Here is a 12,261-nt window from a genome sequence, read left to right as displayed (position 1 = left end):
CACGGATGGGCCGGCCGGACGGGCCCGAAGGTTCAGGGGAGTAGGACGATGAGCGACCCGCGGGACGGCCGCAGGGGCCAGGCCACGCGCAGGGACACCCTCCGGGTGCCCGGACAACGCGGGGCCGCATCCGACAGAGCGCCCCGGGCGGCCGGCCGCGCCGAGGGGAGGGCGTCGGTCTCCCGCGCGCGGGACGGGCGCGGTGTGTCACGGGGCAGGTCACGCCCGCTGAGCCGCGGCAAGCGGCTGCTGCGGACCGCCGGAATCGGCCTGACGCTCCTGCTGCTGGTCACGGCCGGTGTCGGCTTCTGGTTCTACCAGCACCTGAACGACAACATCCACAGCGTCTCGCTCGACGGCAAGGGCGGTACGGAGGAGGCGGACGCCTTCGGCCGCACTCCGATCAACATCCTGGTGATCGGCTCGGACGGCCGGACCAGCGCAGAGGACTGCGAGCTGGGCGGCGGCTGCGCGAGGAGCGGTGTCCAGACCGGGGAAGGCAACGCGGACGTGGAGATGGTGGTGCACATATCCGCCGACCGCTCCAACGCCACGGTGATGAGCATTCCCCGTGACACCATGACCCGGATCCCGGCCTGCACCGACAAGGGGACCGGCCAGTCCACGGCCGGCTACCTCGGCCAGGTCAACAGCGCGCTGCAGTACGGCCCGGCCTGCCAGGTGGCCACCGTGCACCAGCTCACCGGCATCCCCATCGACCACTTCGTCAAGCTGGACTTCTCCGGGGTCGTCAAGATGTCCGACGCGGTCGGTGGCGTCTCCGTGTGTGTCAGTGACAACGTCTACGACACCTACTCGCACCTGAAACTGTCCCAGGGCAGCCACACGCTCAAGGGCGTCGCGGCGCTGGAGTTCGTCCGCTCCCGGCACGGCTTCGGTGACGGCAGCGACCTGGGCCGCACCAGCACCCAGCACCTCTTCCTCGGCGCGATGATGCGCAAGTTCAAGAGCGCGGGCACGCTCACCGACCCGACCGCGGTCTACGGCCTCGCGGACGCCGCCACGAAGGCGCTGACCGTGGACGACGGCCTCGGCAGCGTCAGCAAGCTGATCGGGCTCGCCTCCGACGTGAACAAGGTCCCGGCGCAGCGGATGACCTTCACCACCATGCAGACGGCCCCGGACCCGGCCAACCGGGACCGGGTGGTGGTGGGCTCCGGCGCCACCTCCCTCTTCGCCGCCATGGCGGGCGACCACTCGCTGACGACCAGCTCGGGCGAGAAGACCGCGGCGGCCTCCGCGACCGCGCGGCCCACGGCGACGACTCCGGCCGTGCCCCCGTCCCGGATCGCGGTGACGGTCGAGAACGGGACCACCGTCACCGGTCGCGCCTCCACCGTCGCGGCCGCCCTCACAGCCCAGGGCTTCAGCCCCGCCACGACCACGGCGAACGCCCCCCGTCACGCCACCACCACGACGCTCGTGTACGGCGCCGGGCAGGAGGCCCGCGCGCGGACGGCCGCCGACGCCCTCGGGCTGCCGGCCGGGCGGCTGCGGCAAGGCCCGGGCAACGGGCTGATCCTGGTCATCGGAAGCGACTGGACGAGCGGCACCAAGTACCCCGGCGGCTCGTCCTCCTCCGCTCCGGGGCCCGCCGACGCGAAAGCCGCGGTCGCGGGCGCCCACGCCCAGACCGCCGACCAGGACAAGGACTGCGCCCAGGTGAGCCCCTACAAGTCGGTCAGCCTCGACGGCGTCCCCATGACACCGGCCCAGGCGTACGCGGCGGCACGCGGCAAGCCGGACTCCGACGCCTGAAACAGGCGCACGGGCCGTGGAAGCACGCGCAACGGCAGTCACAGAAATGCACTCCGTTCCCTCTGATCCCAGGCCCAGTAAAGGGATTCCATGCGGGAGAATTCACCGCCCCGCGCCGTCGTGGACGTGGTACGGTAAACCGCTGGCGCTCAAGAACCGGTACGACAGGTGCCGAAAACATCGAGACATCGGTGAACTGTTTTCGGACATCGTAGAGATCTTTTGACGCGTTTCAGGCTCTATGGCTCTGCGATGGCGAGAATGGGCAATGGCTCGCGCACGTTCGATGGCCGCGAGATCAAGGAGTGGCGCATATGCGTACTTGTCCTGCGCGCAAGGTTCCGATCAAGATTGCCGCGACGCACCCTATGGCCTGGCGTTTTAATCTCCTACTTCTTCCCTGTCTCGATGGGCACCGGGCCTGACAACCTTGTCACCCGGCTGAATCCTTCCGATCTGTTCGCACCTGTTCGATTATTTCAGTCGTTCTGACGAGTCGAATGAATCGAGCGCGAGAGCCGGCGTATATTCGCGGAGTTCCGCAGTGGGGTTCCTTCGGCGTTCCCTCGATACCCAATGAAAGGTGACGTATGGCCGACAGTGTCCAGAATTCCGGCGCGAAGCACACCGACTACGAGACCTTCATGGCCTCCGTGATCTCCCTCGACGGAAAGTCACTGATCGAGGATCTCCACAAGGCCCAGGCCGAGTTCCCCGAGCTGATCACCGCCTTCACCTATCTGAGCATCCACGCGGCGGCCTCGGTCATCGCCGGCAACACCTTCCGTCGCGGCAACCTGCTCGCGGACTGCGGGCCCGCCGTGGCCGAACTCGCGATCACCGCGGCGAACTCCGTCGTCAGGAGCCCCGATCTCGCCAAGAGCGCGATCTCGCGGATCAACGCCCACTACATCCAGGCCGCCATGGAGAAATCCATGGAGGAGGGCCGTGTCATCGCCCCCACGGTGGTGAAGACCTCCGAGTTCTAGGTCAGCGGGCTTGCGCCACAACGGAATGACTGAGGTGACTGTTGCCGTGAACGCGATCAATCTCGTAGACCTGGCAAGGCTGTTCCAGGCGGCCGTCTCGTCCGAACCCGGCAGCCCGCCGGGACTGCCCGACACGGTCCCGGCGGCCGAGCGCACGCGGATCGAGGAAGTCCTCGCGGCGCTGCTCGCCAGCCCGGAGGACGAGCGCATGCTGCGGCTCCCGATGACCGACACCGACATGGTCGACTTCGAGATCCCGGAGGAGGTCGGACGCCGATGAACGCTCCCGTCCGCGATGACGCCCTATGGAACCTGGCCGAACACGCCGCTTCCTACCCGGCGTTCGACGGCCATCCCGCCATCAAGGCCGAGTTCGTCCGGTCCTTACGCAAGCGCACCCGCCTGTGGGAGCCGTTGCTGAGCCTGCTCGCCACCGAGTTCGGCCACCGGCCCTCCGACGCCTCCGCGCGGGTCCTGAGCGGCTGGTTCACGATGGTGCACCTCTCGGCGCCGATCGATCAGCTGGTGGACCGCGATCCGATGTCGGACCACTGGCGCGAACTCGGCGGTGCCGGAGCCATCGAGCTGGTACTGGCACTGAAGGACCAGGTCCTGCGCGCCCCCTTGCAGGCACTCGACCCGCAGGCCGACGCCCGGACGGTCCACGCGGTGTCCCGGGCGACCGTCGAGCTGGGCTCGGCGTGCCTGACGGCGTCGATCGGCGAGTACCTCGACGTCGTGGGCTATTCCGAACTGCGTTCCAGGCCGCCCTACCCGGTACAGACCGCCACCCGTGTCGCGTTGTTCTACGAACAGCTCGTCGGCTGGAAGTCGTCGGTGATCTACGAGTGCCTGCTGCGCTGCGCGGCCCTGACGATGGAGGCGCCGGACGAGGCGGTCGACGCCCTCGCCATCTTCGGCCACCACATCGGATTCGCGGTGCAGGTGCTCGACGACGCCGGGGGAGTGTGGGGCGGGGGTGACGACCTGGAGAAGGACCCCATCAAGGTGACCTCCCCCCTCGCCTACGCCCTCGCGCTCGACCACCCTGGCCGCGACGAGCTGGTCGACCTGCTGCACACCGCGGCCGCCGAGCGGGACGTGGCCAGAACGCGGGAGATCCTCGACGACATCCAGGCCCGCGCCTTCCTCGAATTCCTGATCCGGGACCGGATCTCCCGGGCCGTGGGCGCGCTGGCCGAGGTGGCGCCCAAGCTCACCGGCCCCCTGGAGCGCTGGGCGGACGCCTACTTCCGCCGGACGGCGGAGACCGGCCGGTGACCGAGGCCGCCGCACCGGCCGCGCCCGCCGGCCGGGCGCGTCCGGCGGCCATGCCGGGGCTTCCGTACTTCGGCGGCATCGTCCGGATGCGGAAGGACCCGATCGCCTACCTGGGCGAAGCCAGCCGCCAGGGCCCGGTCGTGCGGTTGGGACGGCTCGGCAGAAGGTCGTTCTACCAGGTCAACGACCCGGATCTGGTGCGGTCGGTGATGACCGCGCCGCGCGCGGACGTCGGCATGACCCGCACCAGCGACGTCCTGGGCGCCCTGTTCGGCGAGTCGGTGTTCACGATGCAGGACGAAGCCTGGCGCAAACGGCGCGACGAGTTGCAGCCCGCGTTCAGGACCTCGAACCTGCCCGAGCTGTTCGACTCCGCGGCGGGCGAGATCGCGCTGACCGTCGCGCGCTTCGAACCGATCGCCGACGCCCGCGGATCGGTCGACTGCAGCGCCGCGATGCTGGACCTCCTCCAGCGCATGATCGTACGGATGATGTTCGGCGTGGCGGTCCCGGAGACCGCCGAGCAGCTGACCCGGGCCTTCGACTACGGGCTGGAGTACCGCCAGCGTCGGCGCTGGGCCCTGGCCGGCCTGCCGCGCTGGTTCCCGACCCCGGCGAACCGGATGTTCGACGAGGGAGTCGCCCGGCTGAACGCCAGCATCGCCGAGATCATCGAGGACTACCGCGCCAAGCCCCCGGAGCGGGCCGGCCTGCTCAAGATGCTGATGGAGTGCCGCGACGAGGAGACAGGCGCCGGCTGGACCGACGACGAACTGCTCGCCGAGGTGAAGACGACCTTCGTCGCCGGCTGGCTGACGACCACGACCGCGGCGACCTGGCTGTTCGACCTCCTCGGCCGCCACCCCGAGATCGCGGCCCGGGTGGAGGCCGAACTCGACTCCCTGCCGTCCGACCGCCCACTCGTGTACGACGACCTGCACGCGCTGGAATACGTGGAGGACACGATCCTGGAGGCGATGCGGCTCTTCCCGCCCGGCTGGCTGCTGAGCAGACGGGTGCGGCGGACCTTCACCCTGGGGGGCCACCGGCTGCGCCGCAACGCGGTCCTGCTGGTGTCGCCGTACGCGCTGCACCGCGACCCGGCCCACTGGAACGAGCCGGACCGGTTCGATCCCGGCCGCTTCCGGGACAGCACCCACGGTGAGGCGCACAAGGCCGCGTTCCTGCCGTTCGGATACGGGCCGCGGGTCTGCATCGGCCGCGGTGTGGCGATGATGGAGCTGAAGCTGGTCGTGGCGACCCTGCTGCGGCGCTTCCGGTTCACGCTCACCGACACCGCTCCCGCGAAACTGCAGCCCGTGTCCTTCCTGCGGCGCGCCGAACCACTCGTTCTCGCCATCGCACCTCGCTGAGCAACCACCGCAACCCTCACCGCTACTCATCGTGACGAGGTACAGATATGAGAAAGGTCTCGCTGGACTCGCCCGCGTCGGAGCTGAGCGAATCGGCAGGCGGCCGGGCAGTCATCGACACCGCGTACGAGCGGGAAGTCGCCCGGATGTACGACGAGAAGCAGGACGATTTCAACCTGCTGCTCGGCAAGGAGACGAACCTCGTCCACCACCACTTCGGGATCGGGGACTTCGACCGGTCGCCCGGCGCGCTGCAGAGCGAGTCCGAGGTGCAGCGCCGGCTGCACGAACTGGAGAACGCGCAGACCGAGCGGCTGCTCGACCTGCTCGGCGACCTGGGGCCCGAACACCGCGTCTTCGACGGCGGCTCGGGCCGGGGCGGCACGGCCTTCATGGCCCACGACCGCCTGGGCTGCTTCGTCGACGGCGCCACGATCTCCCGGTACCAGCGGGAGTTCGCCGAGCGCAGCGCCCGCGAGCGGGGCTGCGACGCCAAGGTCCGCTTCCACTTCATGAACATGCTGCGCACCGGTCTGCCGGCCGCGTCCGTCGACGCCGCCCTGACCAACGAGGTCACCATGTACGTCAGCGACCTCACCGCGCTCTTCCGGGAGTTCGCCCGGATCGTCAAGCCGGGCGGACGCTATGTCTTCGCGACGTGGGCGGTCGACGAGAGCGGTTCGGCGGGCGAGGTCATCTCCGCGATCGACCGCCACTACGCCTGCACCATGCACACCCGCGGGGCCTACCTGCGCGCACTGCTGGACTCGGGATTCGTGCCCTACCACGTCGCCCAGATGGACGACGACGCGCTGCCGTACTGGGAGCTGCGCCGGCGCAGCGAGCACAGCGACACGATCGAGAAGCTGTTCATCGACGGGTACAAGGCCTCCACGATCGCGTACCTCATGGTCGCCGCGGAACGGGTCGGGCCGTGACCCCCGACGCGTTACTCGGCCAGTTCGACCAGGAGCTGTTCGCGTTCCTGCATCGCGAGCAGCCGCGGTCCGAGACGTTCCGCCGGATGGTCAGCGACCACATGGCCTGGCGCTCGTGGGACGACGGTGAGCCGGCGACGGCGAACGCCCGGGGCAAACGGGTGCGGCCGCTGCTGGCACTGCTGACCGCGCGGGCGATCGTCGGTGACCACCGCAGGGCGATACCGGCGGCGATCGCGGTGCAGCTCGTGCACGACTTCAGCATCATTCTCGACGACATCATGGACCGCGACCGCACGCGCCGGAATCGCCCGGCGCTCTGGGTCAGCTACGGCACCGGGCACGCGATGACGGCGGCGGCCGGTATCTACGTCGTCGGACTCGACGCGCTGCAGGACTACCTGGACGGGACCTGGCCCGACGTCCAGGCGCGGGACCTGTCGAGGACGCTGCTGGACTCGTGCCTGGAGATGGCCGACTCCCAGCACATCGACCTGGACTGGGAGAAGCGGCTCGACATGACGCTCGACCAGGTCAGAGAGGTGGCTCTCGGCCGCTCCTGCCTGATCAGATGCGGGGTCGAACTCGCGGCGGCCGTCAGTACCCCCGATCGCGAGGTCCGCCTCGCCTTCCGTGAGTTCGGCGCGCTGGTGGCCACGGCGTTCTCGGTCATCGACGACTTCCGCGGGCTCTGGGGCAGCGAGGAACGCAACGGCAAGCCACTGCGCAGCGACCTCCGCCGGCACAAGAAGACGTACCCGATCGTCGTCGGCCACCAGCGGTCCGCGCCCGCCGGGCGCAGCCGCCTGCAGGCCCTGCTCACCGGCCCCGAGCCGGGTGACACCGAGATCGCGGCGATCATGGAACTGCTGGACGAAGCCGACGCCGCGACCGCCACCCTGCGGGAAGTCGCACGCCTGTCCGCCCAGGCCGTCGAGCTTCTGCGCCGGCCGCCGCTGGCCCGCTTCGCCGTCTCCGAACTCATCGAGCTGACCGAGAGCCTGTTCGGCGGGCTCGCCGGCTCCTCTCCTGCCCTGTCGCAAGGAGGACTGACCACATGACGCACTCACCGGCCGACGGAACCGAGCCGGCCGCGCCGCCGTTCGCGACCCTGCCACCGCTCACGTCGGCACGGCTGCCCGAACTCGCCCCCCGGATCAAGGAGGCATGGCTGCGCCATCCGGTCCTGGTGTTCCACCAGTGCGAACTGACACCCGCGGACCTCGTCGAGTTCGGCGCGCTGTTCGGCACTCCGGTACCGGTACCCACCCAGGAGGACATCGTCGACACCACCGGGCTGCCGCCCGAGGTCATGATCATCTCGAACATCGTCGAGGACGGCCGGCGCGTCGGTCATCTGGGCGGCGGCGAACTCGGGTGGCACACCGACATGTGCTACGTCTCCGAGCCCGCGCTCGCCAGCGCGCTGCACGCCATCGAGACGCCCGAGGCACACGGCGACACCTGGTTCCTCGACATGTCGGCTGTCTTCGACCGCCTGCCCGCCGCACTGCGCGAGCGGACGGCGGCACTGTCCTGCAAGCACGACGACAGCCGCACGGCGGCGGGCGACCTGCGGTACGGCCGCGACCCGGTCCTCGACATCACCACCTCCTCGGGCGCCGTCCACCCGTTCGTACGCGTCCGGCCCGAGAGCGGGCGAAAAGCCCTGTACCTGGGACGACGCCTGAACTCCTACGTGCCAGGACTGCCGCTGGCCGAGTCCGAGGCACTGCTGGACGAGTTGTGGGGGTACTGCGAGGACCCCGCGCTGTCCTGGCCGCACCGCTGGCAGCCGGGCGACCTGGTGGTCTGGGACAACCGCGTCATGATGCATCGCCGCGACGCGATCCCGGACGGGTCACGCCGGCTGATGCGCCGGATCCAGGTGAGGTGACCGTGAACGCCACTTCCGTGCCCGGGAACACCTCGGCCCTGGAACCCGACCTGGTCCTCGACACCCTCTCGGCCCGCGGCTACCACGAGATGGCCGCGGTACCGTGCAGCTACCTCAAACCGCTGCTGGAGCGCGCCGCACGACGGCCGGATGTCGTCTACTTCCCGGCGACCTGCGAGGGCGAGGCGGTGTCGGTCGCCGCGGGCGCCTGGTTCGCCGGCCGGCGCGTGGTGATCGCCATGCAGAACTCCGGTCTCGGGGACGCCCTCAACCCGCTCGCTTCCCTGTGCCTGCCCTACGGCGTACCGGTGCTCCTGCTGGTGTCGGTCCGCGGCGAGCCGGGGACGCGGGACGAACCCCATCACGACGTGATGGGACGCACGACGTCCCGCATCCTGACCGACGTCGGGATCGCCCACGCGTGGCTGCCGACCGACCCCGCCGGGTTCGCCCGTGCGATCGAGGAGGCCGAGCGGACCATGGACGCCTCGCGCCGGCCGTACTGCCTGCTGGTCAGGAAGGGCGCCTTCCGGGAAGGGGCGGCGACCGTGCCGCCCGAACAGCGGGTGCCGGACCAGGCGACCCCGGCCGGCGAAACGCTGAGCAGGGCGGAAGCGATCAGGTGGCTGCGCGAGCGGATGCCCAACGAGCAGGTGGTCGTCACGACGACCGGGCTGACCAGCCGTGAGCTGTTCGCCACCGGGGACCGCCCGACCCACCTCTACCTCAGCGGCTCCATGGGGTGCGCCGCGGCGGTCGGCCTCGGCATCGCCCGGTCGGGCCCGCGGCCGGTGGCGGTGTTCGACGGCGACGGAGCCTCCCTGATGCGGTTCGGCACCCTGGTCAGCGTGGCGGCGTCGACGCCGGACTTCCTCCACGTCATCTTCAACAACGGCTGCTACGACTCCACCGGCGGCCAGCCCATCCAGGGCTCCGTGCCGTTCGCCGCCACCGCCGAACTGCTCGGTTACGCCGCGACGGCGTACTGCGCCTCACCGGCGGAACTCCAGCCGGCGTACGACAAGCTGATGGCGCAGCCAGGGCCCCGGCTGCTCGAAGTCAAGGTCACGACCGATCCGGTGCCCGCGCCCCGGGTCCAGCTGGCCCTTCCGGACATCGCCACGCGGCTGCGCGCCCTGCTCGGCTCGCCCGCCACGACGGTACCGGCCTCATGACCGCCACCAGCCGGACGTCGACCAGGACAGCCATGCTCAGGCACCTGTTGCAGCGCTCGGAGCTGAGCTTCCTGATGGAGGCCCACAACGGCCTGTCGGCCAAGCTCGTCGAGCAGGCCGGGTTCGAGGGCATCTGGGCCAGCGGTCTGTCGATCGCGGCGGCGCTGGGAGTACGCGACAGCAACGAGGCGAGTTGGACCCAGGTCCTGGAGGTCGCCGAGTTCATGAGCGACGCGACCAGGATTCCGATCCTGCTCGACGGCGACACGGGCTACGGCAATTTCAATTCGGTGCGGCGGCTCGTGCACAAGCTCGAACAGCGCGGGATCGCCGGAGTGTGCATCGAGGACAAGCTGTTCCCGAAGTCGAACAGTTTCGTCCGCGGCGGCACCCAACCGCTCGCGGACGCGGCGGAGTTCGCGGGAAAGATCCAGGCCGCGAAGGCATCACAACGCGACCCGGACTTCGTCGTCGTGGCCCGGACCGAGGCGCTCATCGCGGGCCAGGGCCTCGCCGAGGCACTGCGCCGGGCCGAGGCGTACCGGTGCGCCGGCGCCGACGCGATCCTGATCCACTCGGCCCGGTCCGACGCGAACGAGATCCAGTCCTTCATGGCGGAGTGGGGCGACCGCCTCCCGGTCGTCATCGTGCCCACGACGTACTACCGGACGCCCACCGAGGTCTTCGCCGAGGAGGGGATCTCCACCGTCATCTGGGCCAACCACCTCATGCGCTCCGCGCTGCGGGCCATGCAGCTGACCGCCGCGAAGATCTTCGCCGAACAGCATCTGCGGAACGTCGAGGACACGGTAGCGTCGTTGGCCGAGGTCTTCGCACTGCAAGGGGAGGACGAACTCGCGGAGGCGGAACAACGCTGGCTGCCCCAGCGGAACGCCCCGAGGCCCTGAGCGGCGCGAGCACACCGGACAGCACGGCTGTCCACCGATGGCCGTCGGCCCGCGGCCCCGCGTTTCGCCCGTACAGACCCATCGCGATCTGAGATCTTTGAGCCCGGATCACGGCCGGAGACCCCCCACCCGGCCCCCCATCGGGCATCGATGTCCCCGAGAGGACACAGGACTTTGAGCACACCAGTCCCCGCCGCGGCCGACCAGCCCTTCCGGACGCAAGAGGACATCGGCCGCGAGCCCCGCCACACCGTGGTCCTCGTCGTCGTGCTGGCCGCCGTGCTGCTGGTCTCGATGGACAACTCCATCCTCAACGTGGCGCTGAAGACCCTCGCCGAGCCGGCGCCCGTCGGCCTCGGCGCCGACCACAGCCAACTCCAGTGGGCCGTCGACGCCTACACGCTCGCCTACGCGGGCCTGCTGCTGGTCTCCGGCCTGCTCGGCGACCGGATCGGCCACAAGAAGCTGCTCATCGCGGGCGTCGCCCTGTTCGGGGTCTCCTCCGCCCTGTCGGCCTACGCGCGGACACCGGACCAGCTGACCTGCCTGCGCGCGGTCATGGGCGTGGCCGGATCGCTCATCATGCCCGCGACCCTGGCCATCATCTCCGCCGTCTTCCCCGGCGAGAAGCGCACCAAGGCCCTGGGCATCTGGACCGCCGTGGTCGGCGTGGCCGTCGCCCTCGGGCCGATCATCGGCGGCGCGCTGCTCCAGCGCTTCTGGTGGGGATCGGTGTTCCTCATCAACGTGCCGGTCGTGGTCGTGGCCCTGGCCGCGATGGTCCGGGCCGTTCCGGACACCCATCGGTCCGGCGGGGCCCAGGCCCGCCGCATGGACCTGACCGGCATCGCGCTGTCGGGCCTCGGCCTGCTCGGCGTGGTCTACGGAGTGATCCGGGCCGGCGAGCTGAACGACTGGACCGGCCGCGACGCCGGACTGCCGCTCGCCGCGGGACTGGTGCTGCTCGTCGCCTTCGTCCTGTGGGAGCGGCGCGTCGCCCAGCCGGCCCTGGACCTCCGCTACTTCCGCGAGCGCGGCTTCGCGGCGGCGGCGACCTCACTCGCCGTGCTCTACTTCGCGCTGGTCGGCGGCACCTTCGTGATCACCTTCTACCTGCAGAGCGTGCGGGGCTACGGCCCCCTGGTCACCGGGGTGTGCGTGCTGCCGCTCGCCGCCTCGCTGATCATCTTCGCGCCACGGGCACCGAAGCTCGTCACCAGATTCGGCGTGCGCGCCGTGTGCACCTTCGGCCTGGCGACCATGGCGGCCGGGCTGCTGGGGCTGGCGACAGTGGGCCGGTCCACCCCGATCTGGCTGTTCGAGACCTGTCTGTTCGTGTTCGGCACCGGGACCGCCTTCGTGCATCCGCCCTCGACCGCGACGGTGGTCTCCGCACTGCCGGCCGACGAGTCGGGCGCGGCCTCGGCGGTGAACAACACCTTCCGCCAGGTCGGCGGCTCGCTCGGGGCCGCCGTGCTCGGCTCCGTGCTCAACGCCGCCTACCGCGCCCGGCTCGATCCGGCGCTCGGCGGCCTGGACGCCGACCTGGCCCAGCGGGCCCGCGGGTCCGTCGCGGCGACGCTCCAGGTCGCCCAGGACCTGGCGGCGCACGGCCACGGCGCGATCTCGTACCCCATCGCCCGGGCGGCGTACGACGGCTTCACCCACGCCATGCGCACCACCTGGCTCACCGCGTCGGTGGTCGTACTCCTCACCGCCGTCTTCGTGTGCGCGGTCATGCCGGGGCGGCGCCCCCTACAGCCGGGCACCGAGGAACGTGAGGACCTCGCGCCGGCGCCGACGGGCGGGTGACACCGCCGCGCCCGGTGCGCAGGGCGACCGCTCACAGGCCCTGACGGTGGACGGCGCGAGGTCCGATTCGTCGAAAGCCTTCCGGCTGATCGCCCGGCCCATCACCTGA

11 protein-coding genes are annotated in these 12,261 nt (G+C 70.4%); all 11 read left to right on the top strand.

The annotated features are described in order from the left end of the window. Positions 1-48: 48 nt before the first annotated feature. The 11 genes from ABZ858_RS19710 (at position 49) to ABZ858_RS19660 (ending at position 12,152) form a co-directional block, all read left to right on the top strand. The gene (locus ABZ858_RS19710) at positions 49-1,779 is read left to right on the top strand and encodes an LCP family protein (RefSeq protein WP_361379715.1); all 1,731 of its coding nucleotides are present in this window, start codon (positions 49-51) and stop codon (positions 1,777-1,779) included. Positions 1,780-2,369: 590 nt separating this feature from the next. Further along, complete coding sequence (locus ABZ858_RS19705) at positions 2,370-2,768, top strand: hypothetical protein (RefSeq protein WP_361379712.1); 399 nt, start codon at positions 2,370-2,372, stop codon at positions 2,766-2,768. A gap of 46 nt (positions 2,769-2,814) precedes the next feature. After that, entirely contained in the window at positions 2,815-3,048 is a 234-nt protein-coding gene (locus ABZ858_RS19700) for a hypothetical protein (protein ID WP_361379709.1), read from the top strand. After that, entirely contained in the window at positions 3,045-4,049 is a 1,005-nt protein-coding gene (locus ABZ858_RS19695) for a polyprenyl synthetase family protein (protein ID WP_361379706.1), read from the top strand. The genes ABZ858_RS19700 and ABZ858_RS19695 overlap by 4 nt, the downstream gene beginning before the upstream one ends. Next, the gene (locus tag ABZ858_RS19690; RefSeq protein ID WP_361379703.1) at positions 4,046-5,422 is read left to right on the top strand and encodes a cytochrome P450; all 1,377 of its coding nucleotides are present in this window, start codon (positions 4,046-4,048) and stop codon (positions 5,420-5,422) included. Before ABZ858_RS19695 ends, ABZ858_RS19690 begins: the two co-directional genes overlap by 4 nt. 47 nt (positions 5,423-5,469) lie before the next feature. Next, positions 5,470-6,360 carry a methyltransferase domain-containing protein gene (locus ABZ858_RS19685; RefSeq protein WP_361379700.1) on the top strand — a complete coding sequence of 297 codons (891 nt, stop codon included), beginning with the start codon at positions 5,470-5,472 and terminating at the stop codon, positions 6,358-6,360. Continuing rightward, on the top strand, positions 6,357-7,421 hold the full coding sequence (locus ABZ858_RS19680; protein ID WP_361379697.1) for a polyprenyl synthetase family protein: 1,065 nt from the start codon (positions 6,357-6,359) through the stop codon (positions 7,419-7,421). Before ABZ858_RS19685 ends, ABZ858_RS19680 begins: the two co-directional genes overlap by 4 nt. Beyond that, a complete protein-coding gene (locus tag ABZ858_RS19675) occupies positions 7,418-8,257 on the top strand; it encodes a TauD/TfdA family dioxygenase (protein ID WP_361379694.1) in 840 nt (279 codons plus the stop codon). Before ABZ858_RS19680 ends, ABZ858_RS19675 begins: the two co-directional genes overlap by 4 nt. A 2-nt stretch (positions 8,258-8,259) precedes the next feature. Next, positions 8,260-9,432 carry a phosphonopyruvate decarboxylase gene (gene aepY, locus ABZ858_RS19670; protein ID WP_361379691.1) on the top strand — a complete coding sequence of 391 codons (1,173 nt, stop codon included), beginning with the start codon at positions 8,260-8,262 and terminating at the stop codon, positions 9,430-9,432. Further along, positions 9,429-10,340, top strand: coding sequence for a phosphoenolpyruvate mutase (gene aepX / locus ABZ858_RS19665; RefSeq protein WP_361379688.1), 912 nt, complete (start codon positions 9,429-9,431; stop codon positions 10,338-10,340). Before aepY ends, aepX begins: the two co-directional genes overlap by 4 nt. Positions 10,341-10,514: 174 nt before the next feature. Next, a complete protein-coding gene (locus tag ABZ858_RS19660) occupies positions 10,515-12,152 on the top strand; it encodes an MFS transporter (RefSeq protein WP_361379685.1) in 1,638 nt (545 codons plus the stop codon). Positions 12,153-12,261: the final 109 nt, after the last annotated feature.

It is taken from the genome of Streptomyces sp. NPDC047017 (genome assembly GCF_040644175.1).
Taxonomy (GTDB): Bacteria; Actinomycetota; Actinomycetes; order Streptomycetales; family Streptomycetaceae; genus Streptomyces.
Note: the sequence above shows the minus strand (reverse complement) of the source record. Positions and strands in the feature narration are given on the sequence as shown.